Here is a 14,759-nt window from a genome sequence, read left to right as displayed (position 1 = left end):
GGAGGTCGCCGTGCCGGGCGTGTAACCGGAAGCGGTCGGGGCCGTAACACGCCCGACGCACGCTGGCGGCATGGAACCGATCGCCTCGACGCCCACCCACTGCCCGTACTGCGCCCTGCAGTGCGGGATGAACATCACGCCCCTGCCGCAGGGTGGCGTCGAGGTGACCGAGCGGACGGACTTCCCGGTGAACCGGGGCGCGCTGTGCGGCAAGGGCCGTACGGCGGCCGAGGTGCTGTCGCCCGCGGTACGGCTGACCTCGCCGCTGGTGCGGTCCGGGGGCCGGCTGGTCGAGGCGAGCTGGGCGGAGGCGCTGGACCTGGTCGCCGAGCGGCTCGGGAGCACGCGGCGGGAGCACGGCGCGGACGCGCTGGGTGTGTTCGGCGGGGGCGGGCTGACGAACGAGAAGGCGTACGCGCTCGGGAAGTTCGCCCGGGTGGTGCTCGGCACCTCGCAGATCGACTACAACGGCCGGTTCTGCATGTCGTCGGCCGCGGCGGCCGGGACGAAGGCGTTCGGCCTCGACCGGGGCCTGCCCTTCCCGTTGGAGGACATCCCGAGGACCGGGTGCGTGATCCTCGTCGGGTCGAACCTCGCCGAGACCATGCCGCCCTCCCTGCGCTTCTTCACCGAGCTGCGGGAGAACGGCGGGAAGCTGATCGTCGTCGACCCGCGCCGGACCAGGACGGCCGAGCAGGCGGACCTGCACCTGGCCCCCCGCCCCGGCACCGATCTCGCGCTGGCCCTCGGCCTGCTGCACCTGATCGTGGCCGAGGGGCGGGTGGACGAGGAGTACGTCCGGGAGCGGACCACCGGCTGGGAGCAGGCGCGGGCGGTGGCGATGGCGCACTGGCCGGAGCACGTGGAGCGGATCACGGGGGTGTCCGTTCCGCAACTCCGGGAAGCCGTACGGCTGTTCTGCGAGCCGGAGAGCGCGATGGTGCTGACGGCGCGCGGGCCAGAGCAGCAGTCCAAGGGCACCGACACGGTGGGCGCGTGGATCAACCTGTGCCTGGCCACGGGCCGGGCGGGCCGCCCGCTGTCCGGGTACGGCTGCCTGACCGGGCAGGGCAACGGGCAGGGCGGCCGCGAGCACGGCCAGAAGGCCGACCAGCTGCCCGGCTACCGCAAGCTGGACGACCCGGCGGCGCGGGCCCACGTGGCCGGCGTGTGGGGCGTGGACCCGGATGCGCTCCCCGGCCCCGGGCGCAGCGCGTACGAGCTCCTCGACGCCCTGGGCACGGACATCCGGGCGCTGCTGCTGATGGGCTCCAACCCGGTGGTGTCGGCGCCGCGCGCGGCCCACATCGAGGAACGCGTCAAGTCCCTCGGCTTCCTCGCCGTGTGCGACGTGGTGCTGTCCGAGACGGCGCAGCTGGCGGACGTCGTCCTGCCGGTCACCCAGTGGGCGGAGGAGACGGGCACGACGACCAGCCTGGAGGGCAGGGTCCTGCTGCGCCGCCAGGCGGTCACCCCGCCGCCCGGGGTCCGCAGCGACCTGTACGTCCTGCACGAGCTGGCGGCCCGGCTCGGCGTGGAGAAGGGCTTCCCGACCGATCCCGAGGAGGTCTTCGAGGAACTCCGCCGGGCGAGCGCCGGCGGTCCGGCGGACTACTCCGGGATCACCTACCGGCGCCTGGCGGAGGAGAACGGGGTGTTCTGGCCGTGCCCGCAGCCGGCGGAGGACCCCGCGGCCGAAGCGCACCCGGGCACCCCGCGCCTCTTCCTGGACCGTTTCGCCACCGCGGACGGGCGGGCCCGTTTCGCGGCGGTGGCGCACCGGGCCACGGCGGAGGAACCGGACGCCGAGTACCCGCTCCTGCTGACCACCGGCCGGGTGGTGTCCCAGTACCAGTCGGGGGCGCAGACCCGGCGGGTGGCAGAGCTGAACGCGGCCGCGCCCGGTCCCTTCGTGGAGCTGCACCCGCGCCTCGCGGCCCGGATCGGCGCGGCCGAGGGCGACCCGGTGACCGTGACCTCCCGGCGGGGCCGGGCGACGGCCCCCGCCCGGATCACCGCCGCCATCCGCCCGGACACGGTCTTCATGCCCTTCCACTGGCCGGGCGAGGGCCGCGCCAACACCCTCACCAACCCGGCCCTCGACCCGACGTCCCGGATGCCGGAGTTCAAGTCCTGCGCGGTGCGGGTGGAGGTCGTAGGACCAGGGACGTAGCACGCATCGATCCGCGGGTCGGGGCGGGCAGCGGCCTCAGCGCGTTAGGTTCGAGGTATGTCCGACTCCGAGCAGTTCGACCTCGACGCCTATCTGGACCGCATCGGATGGCAGGGCGGCCGGCGGCCCGGCCTGCAGACCCTGCGCGGGGTGCACCTGGCGCACGCGCTGTCCCTGCCCTTCGAGAACCTGGACGCCGTGTCCGGCCGGGCCCCCTCGCTCGCCCCCGCCGATCTGACGGCGAAGATGATCCACGGCCGGCGCGGCGGCTACTGCTACGAGCACAACACCCTGCTCCGGCTGGCCCTCCAGAGGCTCGGGTTCGGGGTGACACCGCTGGCGGGGCGGGTGGTGCTGGGCGCCGCGACACCCGAGAGCCGGCCGCGCACCCACGCGATGCTGCGGGTCTCGGTGCCGGGTGAGCCCGAGCCGTACCTCGCGGACGTGGGCTTCGGCGCGATCGGCGCGCTGCTGCTGCCGGTGCCGCTGGTCACCGGCGAGGAGTCCGAGGGCGCGGGACGCCGGCACCGCCTGGTGCACCTGCCGCACGAAGGCCCGTCGGAGCTGTGGGAGTTGCAGGCGTACGACCGCCGGGCGCGGGAGTGGACCGGCCAGTACGCCTTCACACTGGAGCCGTTCGGCGCGCCGGACCTCGAGGTCTTCAACTGGTACGCCGGCACCCACCCCCGCTCCCCCTTCACCCAGCGCCCCTACCTCCAGCGCACCACCGCCGAACGCCACCTGTCCCTGGACGGCCCCCGGCTGACCGAGACCCGCGCCGACGGCACGGTGACCGAACACAAACTGACGAACGAGACGGAGGCACGCCGCGTGGTGGAGGAGCACTTCGGGATCGCGGTGCCGGAGGGGGTGCGGTTGCTGGGGTGAGTCAGCGCCGGAGGCGGTTCAGCCGCCGCATCAATGAACTGCACTCAGCCTGACGTGCTGCTGAACCTGCGCAGTTGTCGATCCGGTCCCGGGATCGTCGCCTGTGACGTTGAACGTCATGAAGTACTCCACCGAGTTGCCGACTCGACCGACGTCCAGATACACGGGCAGGGTCTGCTGCCCGATCCTCGCTGTCAGCCGTAGAGTGACGTTGCTCTGAGCGGTGAGGTAGCCGTCGTACTCCGCTACGCCCACGTGCTGTTCCTGGCCGTTGCCCGTGCTGCCGATGAAGCCCTTGCAGCCCGTGTCCGCGTTCGCCAGACCAGCCATGACCTTGTCGGCGTCCCCAGGGGAATACGAGACAAGACGAATCCGCACCATGACGCCGGAGCGGTCCCTCGCCACAGCGCTCCGTTCCACCGCAGCAACCGCCGTGACAGCCCCGGCCCCGCTCAGCGCGTCGGCGACCGGCTGGCACGCCGGCTTGTCAGCCACCAGCCGCTGCCCGCCAATCGGCCCAGCCGACGACTTGGGAACGCTCACCTCCCACCCGGAGACGTCACCACTGTTGATCGCAGCGCCCTCGAGTTGCTTGCGCGTCAGCACCGACGACGGCTTCGCACCGGAGGAGCCTGATTTCGCAGCCGTGGACTCGCGGCCCGACTGCCCAGCCGGCTTTGCCGCCTTAGGGCTGTCCCGCAATTGATCTTTGAGCGCGTCCGCGGTCGCCAGGTTCGGGCTGCGTGGGTGGTCTACAGGGGCTGTAGGAGGTTGTGCAGGCGGGCGATGCCGAGCATCGCGGTGTGGACGCCGTTGCCCTTCAGGCGGCAGTCGCGGAGGATCTTCCAGGTCTTCATGCGCGCGAAGACGTGCTCAACGCGGGCACGGACCCGCTTGTGGGAGTGGTTGTGCTCTTTCTTCCAGTCGCACAGGTCACCGCCAGCAGGGCGACGGTGCGGAATGATTAGCCCAGTGCCCTGGTAGCCGCCGTCGGCGATGGTGATCGTCTTGCCGACTACGGCGGCGGCACCCGACTCGGTCCACGCCTTGCAGTCGTTGCGATTGCCCGGCACGGGCCGGCCGACGGCGACGACCAAGCGGGAGTCGGCGTCGATGACCACCTGGTGGTTGGTCGAGTAGCGATAGTTCTTCGACTGCTCCGCCACCTGGTGGTCGCGGGTCGGAACCAGAGTCCCGTCCACGATGAGCACCGTGCCGCGACGGAACCGCTGACGCTGGTGCAGCGCCAGCAATGGCCCCGTGTGGTCGACGATCCGATCCGCCGTCGACTTGGACACCCCGAACAGCGGAGCGAGTTGCCGCAGAGTCAGGTTGGTGCGTCAATACGCCGCAACCAGAAGCACCCGATCCTCCAACGGCAGCGACCAGGGACGGCCCGGCCGTGTCGCATCGGCCCCCTCGCGCCGCAGCTGGGTGAGCAGCTTCCCGAAGGCCCGCGGGCTCAGCCCGGTGAACGGGGCAATCCAGGACGGCTCCGACGCGGTGATCACATTAGGCACCGCAAGATCATCGCAGCTGTGATCGGCAGCTCTGGCGGGGACCGTTGAAAACCACCCTGCTCAAAGTGGGACAGACTACTGGCTTCGATTCCCCACCCGCGCAGCTCGTGACGCACCACTGGGGGTCGGGGTCAACCGGGCACCCGCGCTACCGTCAGCCCCTCACCGTCGTGCCACTCAACCAGGACCGCGCTGCCAGCGAGGTAGATCCAGCAGTTGGGACGGACGTCTTCGACCACCTCGGCGTGGTCCGCGATCAGAGAGGCCTCCAGCGCCACCGACGGCACCGCAAGGTTGTCCCAGAAGACGATCGCGAGTTCGCCCGGCTCGGCATGCGCAAGAACAGTCCTGCGCAGCTGCCCGCCATCGAATGCGTCGCACCGGTGGATCACCTCATGCCCACGCCAGTCCAGCCGGACCGACCCCGCCGCTCCGAAGCGGTCCAGACTCATGGCGGCAAATGATCGGTCCTCCTGATACGAGAGCACCATCACGGAGTCGCCGACGGCCTCCAGGAGAGCCGCGATCGCCCCCCGCTGTGTCCCGTACATCTCGCTGGCGCCCACGCTGCTCCTACCGTTCCCTCTGCACCTGAACGGCACCGAGTACCGTTCAACCCGCCCCACGCCCCCGGCCGTCTTTCGCGGATCCTCATCAGCTCCGGGGCGGACCGGTCTCAGAGGTCCCACCAGAGGTCGATGTTCGGGTGGACTCTCTCGCGCAGACAGCTTGAGTGCGAGTAGGCCCGCTGCCATACATCACCGCCTCGCACCGGGTCGACAGCACCAAGCCTGACCTCCGTCGCTGCACTGTCCTGGTCGAGATCGACGATCTGGAAGCAGAAGCAACAGGTGGGGTTCAGGTTCAAGATGCCCTCTCACGTGGCCGGGACAACGGCGCCGACCACGCCGTCCAGCAGACCCTATGCCGAACAGACCTCGATAGCGGGACAACCCTTTGGAGTCGTGTCCCCCACAGGCCACGGCAGACGTAATGCAAACACCTACGCACAAGGCCGCGATTATTCCTTGCCGTCTCTTCACTCAACTTCCTACTCTGTAATGGTTGACACCCAGCCTCAGTCGTACGCATCGCCAAGACATCCAAAACCGTCCTGCAGCCAGAACAAATACCCGCCGTCAGCTTCCACTGAACTCGTCACCGAAAATGACCTGGTTCCAGGCTCGGAGGACATTCCGAATTCCTCGAACCGCACCGACAGTTCGCCGACTTCACAGTGAGGGTCCTGTCTAGGGCCAGACCGTTGCACGGTCAAGCCCCGAAGTAATTAGGAACGACCATCCTGATCCTGGGCTGACATTCTGACTCCCCTCACGCCCTTGATCAGGTTTTCGAGCGCCTCATCCGGCGCCCCGAGGCGGAACGCCCATGCTGCCAGCAGATACAAGACACCGTACTCGTCCATCCCGAGGAAGAAATCTCCGACTCCGAATTCCCCGATTGGGAACAACCTGAGGCCGAATCGCTCCGACAACTCCTCGAAGCGCTGCTCTTCCCCAATGGCAAGGGCCGGATCGATCACGAACGGCTCCCTCGCACAGGTGACACCAGGGCCGCTGAGGTCGACAGAAATTCCACCGAACTCGGTCAGGAAGCGTACTGCTGCGGCGTGCCAGGCGAAATCAGCAAGTCGGTCTTGCCAGGCCCGGATGTCCACCTGTCGCCCAGGGAACCAGCCGGAGGCAAGCAAAACGCTCTCTGTCTCAGCAGAAAACCTCGACATGTGTCACCCCGTCAGAAAGTTTATACCGTAGTGCTCTACCAGCACAGCACAACTCGGGCACGGTCCGCTGCCGTGCAGTACGTCAGCGCCGTCGGGTCCGGTGACCACACCGCGGACACCGCCACCACCGCGTTCACCGGCACCGGTGTGCAATTGAGCGAGTTCACCGACATCCTCACCGGCATCGACGTCACCACCAGTGCAATCCAGGGGGCGTTGTGCGTCCTCGCGGAATTCGACGTCAGCGCCGGGACAGCCAGTCGCCGTCCTCGATGAGTTGTCCGTCGGCACGCAGCCGGGCGGCAACGCGTGGGGCGGCCAGGTAGACCCAGGCCAGGGTGGGGGTGTCGTCGGTGGTGCGGATGACGGTGCGGGCGGTGCGTTCGTAGAGGTTGTGCGGGTCGCCCGGGACGTACTCCTCCAAGTGGTCCAGGGCGGTGAGCAGTTCGGTGTACGACTCCGGGTGGGGCGTGATCAGTTCGCCCCGGATCTCGCCGTCCGGCCGGTCCACGGCGTAGGGGTAGCCGGGGCCGTCGTAGAGGGCCGCGCCGGGCAGGTGTGCCGGTTCCTCCGTCGCGGTGCGGTCTCGGAGGAACAGGTCGTGGTTGGCCTCGCCGGGGCGGAGGGTGCCGTAGACGAAGAAGGGCAGCGGGGTTCCGGGGTCCTCGGGCCGCTCGGGCTCGTCAATGATCACGGAAACGATTCTGTACCCCCCTCGGCCCCTCACACATCTCCATGAAGGGGCTATGGACATGACATGTCAGGGCCCCTTAAATCTCTGGGGACATCAGCGCCGCCCCCACGCCTAGTCGGGCGCTTCCCCGAGGAGACCGATGAGCCGGATACGCCAGCACGTCCGAGGATCCCGTCGTCTCACCACCACCGCCGGCGTCGCCGTCAGCACCGCGACGCTGCTGACCATGGCCCTCTCCCCCGCCGCCCACGCCGACGCCAGACCGACCCGGGCCACCGCCATCCAGCACGCGGCGTCGGCGCTGCTGGCCCATGCCGCGAGCCTGGGTCTGACCTCCGCCGAGAACACCAGCGTCCGCGACGTGATCGTGGACAGGGACGGCACCCAGCACGTCCGCTACGACCGCACCTACCACGGACTGCCCGTGCTCGGCGGCGACTTCGTGGTCCACCTGGCCCCGGACGGCGCCTACCGCAGCGCGAACCGGGCCACCCGCGGCGAGATATCCCTCGCCTCGGTCCTCCCGAAGGTCCCGGCCGCCAAGGCCGCCGACCTCGCCGTGAACGCCCTGCGCGCCGTCAACCTCGGCGACACGCTCAAGCAGGTCAAGGCGAAGCCCGAGCTGATCGTCGACGCCCTGCACGGCACCCCGAAGCTCGCCTGGCGCACCAACGCGGCCGGCCTGGACTCGCTCGGCAACCCGGTCGCCCGGACCGTGCTGACCGACGCCCGCACCGGCCGGCAGATCGACGCCTGGGACAGCATCGAGACCGCGGCCGGCGACGGAAAGTCCCTGTACAGCGGGACGGTGCCGCTGGAGACGACCCCGTCGGGATCGTCGTACCAGCTCAAGGACCCGACGCGCGGCAACACCTACACCGGTGACGCCGAGGGCAAGACGGACCTGTGCTTCTTCGGCATCTGCTTCAGCCGGGCCCCCGCGGACCTGTTCACGGACGCCGACAACCACTGGGGCACGGGCACCACCGCCGACCGCGCCTCGGCCGCCGTCGACGCCCAGTACGGCACCAACATGACCTGGGACTACTACAAGAACGTCCAGGGGCGCAGCGGCATCGCGGGCGACGGCAAGGGGTCGTACAACCGCGTCCACTACGGCAGCAACTACAACAACGCCTTCTGGGACGACAGTTGCTTCTGCATGACGTACGGCGACGGTGACGGGAGCACGTTCGGGCCGCTGGTCGCCCTCGACGTCGCCGGGCACGAGATGACCCACGGGGTGACGTCGAAGACCGCCGCGCTGACCTACTCGGGCGAGTCCGGCGGGCTCAACGAGGCCACCTCGGACATCCTCGGCACGATGGTGGAGTGGTACGCGAACAACCCGTCCGACCCCGGTGACTACCTCATCGGCGAGAAGATCGTGAAGTCCGGCTTCGGCCACACCGCGCTGCGCTACATGGACAAGCCGTCGAAGGACGGCAACTCGGCGGACTACTGGAGCAGTTCGGTCGGCAACCTCGACGTCCACTACTCCTCCGGCGTCGCCAACCACTTCGCCTACCTGCTGGCGGAGGGCAGCGGAGCGAAGACCATCAACGGCGTCAGCTACGACTCGCCGACGTACAACGGCTCCACGGTCACCGGCATCGGCCGGGACAAGGTCGGCAAGATCTGGTACCGGGCGCTGACGGTCTACATGACCTCCTCCACGAACTACGCGGGGGCCCGCACGGCGACCCTGAACGCCGCCAAGGACCTGTACGGCGCGGGCAGCACGGAGTACAACGCGGTGGCGGCGGCCTGGAGTGCCGTCAACGTGAACTGACGCCGACGTCCCGTCACCCGTTCAACGGCGGACATCGCTCCATTCGTGTTCTTTTCATACCAGTCGCCCCTGCACCCCCGAGGCGCGCCTGTGACCTGCCGGAATCCGGCGGGGACTGGGCCGTGTGGGGGTCGGGGGCGACACCCGTTCACCGTATTTCTGACGGGCTATCAGGGAGCGCGGCTCCCGGACTGCGACTTACCTCGGTAAGGGACAGACCGAGACGCTTGACCTGGAGAGCACCATGCGACGCACCGCCCGTCTGCTGACCGGTACCGCGCTCGTCGTGGTGGCCGCGGCACCCGCCTGGGCCGGCACCGGCAGCCTGGACGTGTACCCCTCCAGCGTGGTGCCCGGCGGCCAGGTCACGGCGAACACCGCCGCGTGCGGCGACAAGGGCTCGGCGCTCGGGGACGCGAGCGCGGTCGGCTCCGGCACCTTCACCCTGGCGCCCAGCTCGCACGACGGCGAGGCGATCGGGCAGTTCCGGGTGCCGGAGAGCGCCCAGCCGGGGACGTACGAGATCGTCGCCAAGTGTGCCGAGGGCGGCCGGCAGGTGACCGGCGACCTGGTGGTGGCGTTGAGCGCGGCGCACGAGCAGGTGCAGCCGCGGGGAAGCGTGAAGACGGGGGTCGGCGGCGCGCTCGGCGCCGACCCCGTGCAGACCGCGGCGGGTGTGGCGGCGCTGGCCGTCGCCGCCGCGGGCGGTACCTGGCTCCTGCATCGCCGGGCGAGAGGCGACGGGATCTGACGGACACCCTCCGCTGTCCGTCAGCCGGTACCGCACATTCCCGCCCCCTCCGGGCCCGATGCCCCTCGCGGCCCGGAGGGGGAGGGGGTCGACGGGGGTCCGCCCCCGGTGTTCGGGGTCCGCCCCCGGGAGAGGGCTTCGCCATGCGCAAGCGAACCAGGCGCGACAGGGTCGGCGACACCGCGATAGCCGCGGTCACCGTCGTGGCCCTCGGCTCCGGGGTGTGGCTGCTCGGCGGCGGCACCGGGACCCACACGCCACCGCAGCCCGCCGCGGCCGAGGGGCGCCCGCAACCGCGTGACGAGCGGCTCGCCGCCCCCGCCCTCGTCCCCTCCATGCCCACCCGGATCCGCATACCCGCGATCCGGGTGAACGCCCCGCTGATGGGCCTGGCCCTCACCCGCTCCGGCAGCCTGGACGTGCCCCCGGCGCAGAACAAGAACCTGGCCGGCTGGTACGAGGCCGGCACCATACCCGGCGAGACGGGCACCGCGATCGTCGCCGGCCATGTCGACAACGCCGAGGGCCCCGCCGTCTTCTACGATCTGGGCGCGCTGAAGCGGGGCGCCCGGATCGAGGTGGACCGCCGGGACGGCTCGGTGGCCGTGTTCACCGTGGACGCGGTGGAGGTGTACGCGGCGCACGACTTCCCCGACGACAAGGTCTACGGCGCGGCGCCCCGCCCCGAGCTCCGCGTCATCACCTGCGGCGGCGGCTACTCGAAGGCCACCGGCTACCAGGGCAACGTGGTCGTCTTCGCCCACCTGACGGGCAGCCGCGGCTGAGCGGAGAGACCGGCGCCGGCGAAGCGCCCCCGAAGGGGCGCGGGCCTGTATCCATATGCGGCTCCGCCGCGTGGGCGCGACCAGCCCCGACGGCGCCGCACCCGAAAGACGACCCACCACACCCCCGGACCTCACAGGCCCAAGCGCCGCAGGCTGAGCGCAGCGTTCCCCGTGGGAAACAGACGTGATGCGGCCGGGTAACGTCGGCACCGCACGCTCAAGGACATGACCTCGAATACGCGTGTGGTGGTGATCGGCGCCGGCCTCGCGGGCGTACGGCTCGCCCGGCGGCTCGGCGAGCTGGGCATGCCCGCGCTGCTCGTCGGCGAGGAGGAGCACCCGCCGTACAACAGGGTGCTGCTCGCCGAGGTGCTGGCCGGACGGTACGCCCCCGAGGTGATCGGCCTGCCGGCACCCGAGGGGCTGCTGCGGGCCCGGGTCACCGGTATCGACCGGGGCGCCCGGACCGTCGGTTGCGCCGACGGCTCCTCGATCGCATACGACACGCTGGTTCTCGCCACCGGCTCCAACCCCGTGCTGCCGCCGCTGCGCGGTCTGTTCACGCCGGACCACCAACTGCCCGAGGGCGTCCACGCGTTCCGCACCATGGACGACTGCCTGGGGCTGGCCAAGGCGGTCCGGCCGGGGGTGCGCGCGGTCGTCATCGGCGGCGGGCTGCTCGGCGTCTCCGCCGCCCGCGCGCTCGCCGTGCGCGGCGCCCAGGTGGTCCTCGCCCAGCAGTCCGAGCGGCTCATGGAACGCCAGCTCGACCCGGACGCCTCCCGGCTGGTGCTGCGGCACCTCACCGAGCTGGGCGTCGAGGTGCACACCGAGTGCCGGGTGCGGGACGTGCGCTCGGTCGCGGGCGCGGTCCGCTCGGTGGAGATGGCCGACGGGTACGCGCTCGACGCCGACCTCGTCGTCCTCGCCTGCGGCGTGCGCCCGCGCACCGGACTCGCCGAAGAGGCCGGTCTCGCCGTGCGCAACGGCATCCTCGTCGACGACGAACTGCGCACCTCCGACCCGCACATCCACGCCGTCGGCGACTGCGTCCAGCACGACGGCACGGTCTACGGCCTGGCCGCACCCGCGCTGGAACAGGCCGACGCGCTCGCCGAGCTGCTCGCGGGCGACGCCGGTGCCCGGTACCTGGGGACCCGTTCCCTGACCCGGCTGACGCTCAACGGCCCGGGCTCCCCCTTCGACCTGGCCGCGTTCGGCGAGCCCGAGGCGCGCCCCGGCGACGACGTCATACGGCTCGCCGACGCCACCCGGGGCACCTACCGCAAGGTCGTCGTCCGCGACGACCGCCTGGTCGGCGGGGTCCTCGTCGGCGAACTCGGCACCGTCGGCGCGCTCGCCCGCGCCTGGGGGGGAGCAGAGCCGCTCCCCTCCGACGGCGGCCCCCTGCTCCACCTGCTCACCAATGATGGAGGCTCCTGATGACCACCGCCCTGGGGGCCACCCCCACGATCGTGCTCGTCGGCCATGGCATGGTCGGCCAGCGCTTCCTCGAAGCGCTCGCCGAGCGCGGCCTGACCGCCACGCACCGCGTGGTCGTGCTGTGCGAGGAGCCGCGTCCCGCGTACGACCGCGTCGCCCTCACCTCGTACTTCTCGGGCAAGACCCCCGAGGACCTGTCCATGACCGACATGGAGTTCATCGGCACGCACGGCATCGAGCTGTACGTCGGCGACCCCGCGGAGACGATCGACCGCGCGGCGAAGAAGGTCACGGCCCGGTCCGGCCAGGTCTTCGAGTACGACACCCTCGTCCTGGCCACCGGCTCCTACCCCTTCGTGCCGCCGGTGCCGAACAAGGACGCCGAGGGCTGTTTCGTCTACCGGACCATCGAGGACCTCCTCGCCATCGAGGAGTACGCGAGGACGAGGGCGACGACCGGCGCCGTGGTCGGCGGCGGCCTGCTCGGCCTGGAGGCCGCCGGCGCGCTGAAGGGGCTCGGACTGACCGCGCACATCGTGGAGTTCGCGCCGCGCCTGATGCCGGTGCAGGTGGACGAGGGCGGTGGCGCGGCGCTGCTGCGGACCATCGAGGGCATGGGCCTGACCGTGCACACGGGTGTGGGCACGCAGGAGATCGTCACGGACGCCTCCGGTGCCGTCACCGGCATGAAGCTGTCCGACGGTTCCGAACTGGCCACCGACATGGTGGTGTTCAGCGCGGGCGTCCGCCCCCGCGACCAGCTGGCCCGGGACTGCGGCCTCGCGGTCGGCGAGCGCGGCGGCATCACCGTCGACGAGCAGTGCCGTACGGTCACCGACCCGCACGTGTTCGCGATCGGCGAGTGCGCGCTGGCGGCCGACGGCCGGGTGTACGGCCTGGTGGCGCCCGGCTACGAGCAGGCGGAGACGGCCGCGGCCACCATCGCCGAGGACGAGGCGTCCTTCACCGGCGCCGACCTGTCCACCAAGCTGAAGCTGCTCGGCGTAGACGTGGCGTCCTTCGGTGACGCGCACGGCACCACCGAGGACTGCCTGGACGTCGTCTACTCCGACTCCCGCGCCGGCCTGTACAAGAAGCTGGTCATCGGCCCGGACGGGACGCTGCTGGGCGGCATCCTCGTCGGCGACGCGGAGGCGTACGGCACCCTGCGCGCGCTGACCGGCTCGGTGCCTCCCATCTCCCCCGAGTCGCTCGTCCTGCCCGCCGGAGCCGACTCGGGGGCCCAGCTCGGCCCGTCCGCCCTGCCGGACGAGGCGGTCATCTGCTCCTGCCACAACGTCAGCAAGGGCACCATCCGCGGCGCGGTGACGGAGCACAAGTGCACCACCGTGCCCGAGGTGAAGAAGTGCACCAAGGCCGGCACCGGCTGCGGTTCCTGCGTCAAGGTGCTGGGCCAGCTGGTCAACGCCGAGCTGGAGGCGTCCGGCGTCGAGGTCGACAAGGGCCTGTGCGGCTGCTTCTCCCAGACCCGCGAGGAGCTGTACGAGATCGTCCTCGCCCTGCGCATCACGTCGTACCAGGAGCTGCTGGACCGGTACGGCCGTGAGGCCGCCCGGGGCGGCGACGGCTGCGAGGTCTGCAAGCCGGCCGTCGGCTCGATCATCGCCTCCCTCGCCCCGACGATCGGCGCGAGCGGCTACGTCCTGGACGGCGAGCAGGCGGCCCTGCAGGACACCAACGACCACTTCCTGGCCAACCTGCAGAAGAACGGCTCGTACTCGGTGGTGCCGCGCATCCCCGGCGGCGAGATCACGCCCGAGAAGCTGATCGTGATCGGCGAGATCGCCCGGGACTTCGGCCTCTACACGAAGATCACCGGCGGCCAGCGGATCGACATGTTCGGCGCGCGGGTGGAGCAACTGCCGCTGATCTGGGCGCGGTTGGTGGACGCCGGCTTCGAGTCGGGGCACGCCTACGGCAAGTCGCTGCGCACGGTGAAGTCCTGCGTCGGCTCCACCTGGTGCCGGTACGGCGTCCAGGACTCGGTCAAGATGGCGATCGACCTGGAGCTGCGCTACCGGGGCCTGCGCTCCCCGCACAAGCTGAAGTCGGCGGTCTCCGGCTGCCAGCGCGAGTGCGCCGAGGCCCAGTCGAAGGACTTCGGCGTGATCGCCACCGCCAACGGCTGGAACCTGTACGTCGGCGGCAACGGCGGCGCCACCCCGCGCCACGCCGACCTGCTGGCCCAGGACCTGTCCGACGCCGAGCTGGTCCGCCTGATCGACCGGTTCCTGATGTTCTACATCCGCACGGCCGACCGCCTGGAGCGCACGAGCGTCTGGCTGGAGCGGATCCCGGGCGGCCTGGACCACGTGCGCGATGTGGTGGTGCACGACTCGCTCGGCATCTGCGACGAGCTGGAGCAGCTCATGCGGGCCCACATCGCGAACTACCGCGACGAATGGGCGGAGACCATCAACGACCCCGAGAAGCTGGCCCGGTTCGTGTCCTTCGTGAACGCCCCGGACACCCCGGACCCGGTCGTGGCCTTCGTCCCCGAGCGCGACCAGATCAAGCCCGACCTGCCGCTGCTGAACATCGGCCTGCGGCCCGCCGACGACGTACTGGAAGGAAGCGCCCGATGACCCTGGCTGTCGAGACCACCGACCTGAAGGTCCAGCTCCGGCTCGCCGACGACGACTGGTTCACGGCCTGCGACCTGAGCGCGCTCACCCCGGGCCGCGGGGTGGCCGCCCTGCTGCCGGACGGCCGCCAGGTGGCGCTCTTCCGGGACCGCGCCGACCGCCTGTACGCCGTCGACAACCGCGACCCCTTCACCGGCGCGGCCGTCCTCTCCCGCGGCCTGACCGGCACCCACGCCGGCCGCCCGTTCGTCGCCTCGCCCCTGCTGAAGCAGCGTTTCGACCTGGTCAGCGGGGAGTGCCTGGACGACGGCGAGGTGCGGGTGGCGGCGTACGAGGTGCGCACGGTCTGACCGGCGCCCGGCG

13 protein-coding genes and 1 pseudogene are annotated in these 14,759 nt (G+C 70.8%); 9 read left to right on the top strand and 5 right to left on the bottom strand.

Annotated elements, in window-relative coordinates:
• The first annotated feature begins 70 nt into the window (after positions 1–70).
• Complete coding sequence (locus tag ABB07_RS26355) at positions 71–2,173, top strand: molybdopterin oxidoreductase family protein (protein ID WP_208901024.1); 2,103 nt, start codon at positions 71–73, stop codon at positions 2,171–2,173.
• Between the two features lie 57 nt (positions 2,174–2,230).
• A complete protein-coding gene (locus ABB07_RS26350; RefSeq protein ID WP_208901023.1) occupies positions 2,231–3,061 on the top strand; it encodes an arylamine N-acetyltransferase family protein in 831 nt (276 codons plus the stop codon).
• 30 nt (positions 3,062–3,091) lie between these two features.
• Here the strand turns inward: ABB07_RS26350 and ABB07_RS26345 are convergent, their stop codons facing one another.
• The 4 genes and pseudogenes from ABB07_RS26345 to ABB07_RS26330 form a co-directional block, all read right to left on the bottom strand.
• Complete coding sequence (locus ABB07_RS26345) at positions 3,092–3,667, bottom strand: hypothetical protein (RefSeq protein WP_208901022.1); 576 nt, start codon at positions 3,665–3,667, stop codon at positions 3,092–3,094.
• Between the two features lie 146 nt (positions 3,668–3,813).
• A pseudogene (locus tag ABB07_RS26340) lies at positions 3,814–4,581 on the bottom strand (transposase).
• Positions 4,582–4,712: 131 nt separating this feature from the next.
• A complete protein-coding gene (locus ABB07_RS26335) occupies positions 4,713–5,147 on the bottom strand; it encodes a hypothetical protein (RefSeq protein ID WP_208901021.1) in 435 nt (144 codons plus the stop codon).
• 722 nt (positions 5,148–5,869) lie between these two features.
• Positions 5,870–6,325 carry an SUKH-3 domain-containing protein gene (locus ABB07_RS26330; protein WP_208901020.1) on the bottom strand — a complete coding sequence of 152 codons (456 nt, stop codon included), beginning with the start codon at positions 6,323–6,325 and terminating at the stop codon, positions 5,870–5,872.
• A 72-nt stretch (positions 6,326–6,397) separates the two neighbouring features.
• On the opposite strand from ABB07_RS26330, the gene ABB07_RS26325 reads away from it, so the two are divergent.
• Positions 6,398–6,601, top strand: coding sequence for a hypothetical protein (locus tag ABB07_RS26325; protein WP_208901019.1), 204 nt, complete (start codon positions 6,398–6,400; stop codon positions 6,599–6,601).
• Here ABB07_RS26325 and ABB07_RS26320 read toward each other — a convergent pair.
• Positions 6,567–7,019 carry a gamma-glutamylcyclotransferase family protein gene (locus tag ABB07_RS26320; RefSeq protein WP_244189532.1) on the bottom strand — a complete coding sequence of 151 codons (453 nt, stop codon included), beginning with the start codon at positions 7,017–7,019 and terminating at the stop codon, positions 6,567–6,569. The two genes, ABB07_RS26325 and ABB07_RS26320, sit on opposite strands and share 35 nt — an antisense overlap.
• A gap of 139 nt (positions 7,020–7,158) precedes the next feature.
• On the opposite strand from ABB07_RS26320, the gene ABB07_RS26315 reads away from it, so the two are divergent.
• From ABB07_RS26315 to nirD, 6 genes are all read left to right on the top strand, one after another.
• Positions 7,159–8,811 (top strand): M4 family metallopeptidase, encoded by a 1,653-nt coding sequence (locus ABB07_RS26315; protein ID WP_208901017.1) that lies wholly within the window; start codon positions 7,159–7,161, stop codon positions 8,809–8,811.
• Positions 8,812–9,055: 244 nt separating this feature from the next.
• Positions 9,056–9,562, top strand: a complete 507-nt coding sequence (locus tag ABB07_RS26310) for a hypothetical protein (RefSeq protein WP_208901016.1) — start codon at positions 9,056–9,058, stop codon at positions 9,560–9,562.
• Between the two features lie 143 nt (positions 9,563–9,705).
• Positions 9,706–10,347 carry a class F sortase gene (locus tag ABB07_RS26305; RefSeq protein ID WP_208901015.1) on the top strand — a complete coding sequence of 214 codons (642 nt, stop codon included), beginning with the start codon at positions 9,706–9,708 and terminating at the stop codon, positions 10,345–10,347.
• A gap of 225 nt (positions 10,348–10,572) precedes the next feature.
• On the top strand, positions 10,573–11,790 hold the full coding sequence (locus ABB07_RS26300) for an NAD(P)/FAD-dependent oxidoreductase (protein WP_208901014.1): 1,218 nt from the start codon (positions 10,573–10,575) through the stop codon (positions 11,788–11,790).
• Positions 11,790–14,396 carry a nitrite reductase large subunit NirB gene (nirB, locus tag ABB07_RS26295; RefSeq protein WP_208901013.1) on the top strand — a complete coding sequence of 869 codons (2,607 nt, stop codon included), beginning with the start codon at positions 11,790–11,792 and terminating at the stop codon, positions 14,394–14,396. Before ABB07_RS26300 ends, nirB begins: the two co-directional genes overlap by 1 nt.
• A complete protein-coding gene (gene nirD / locus ABB07_RS26290) occupies positions 14,393–14,746 on the top strand; it encodes a nitrite reductase small subunit NirD (RefSeq protein ID WP_208901012.1) in 354 nt (117 codons plus the stop codon). Before nirB ends, nirD begins: the two co-directional genes overlap by 4 nt.
• The last annotated feature ends 13 nt before the right edge of the window (positions 14,747–14,759 follow it).

This window comes from Streptomyces incarnatus (genome assembly GCF_001027185.1).
Classification (GTDB): Bacteria; Actinomycetota; Actinomycetes; order Streptomycetales; family Streptomycetaceae; genus Streptomyces; species Streptomyces puniciscabiei.
The sequence above is the reverse complement of the archived record's forward strand: the minus strand, read 5'-3'. Positions and strand labels throughout refer to the sequence as shown.

Bases quoted from the DNA above. Each gene is read 5' to 3' on its own strand.
- ABB07_RS26330 (WP_208901020.1), bottom strand. From the start codon at position 6,325: ATGTCGAGGTTTTCTGCTGAGACAGAGAGCGTTTTGCTTGCCTCCGGC.
- ABB07_RS26315 (WP_208901017.1), top strand. From the start codon at position 7,159: ATGAGCCGGATACGCCAGCACGTCCGAGGATCCCGTCGTCTCACCACC.
- ABB07_RS26300 (WP_208901014.1), top strand. From the start codon at position 10,573: ATGACCTCGAATACGCGTGTGGTGGTGATCGGCGCCGGCCTCGCGGGC.
- nirB (WP_208901013.1), top strand. From the start codon at position 11,790: ATGACCACCGCCCTGGGGGCCACCCCCACGATCGTGCTCGTCGGCCAT.
- ABB07_RS26305 (WP_208901015.1), top strand. From the start codon at position 9,706: ATGCGCAAGCGAACCAGGCGCGACAGGGTCGGCGACACCGCGATAGCC.
- nirD (WP_208901012.1), top strand. From the start codon at position 14,393: ATGACCCTGGCTGTCGAGACCACCGACCTGAAGGTCCAGCTCCGGCTC.
- ABB07_RS26350 (WP_208901023.1), top strand. From the start codon at position 2,231: ATGTCCGACTCCGAGCAGTTCGACCTCGACGCCTATCTGGACCGCATC.
- ABB07_RS26310 (WP_208901016.1), top strand. From the start codon at position 9,056: ATGCGACGCACCGCCCGTCTGCTGACCGGTACCGCGCTCGTCGTGGTG.
- ABB07_RS26355 (WP_208901024.1), top strand. From the start codon at position 71: ATGGAACCGATCGCCTCGACGCCCACCCACTGCCCGTACTGCGCCCTG.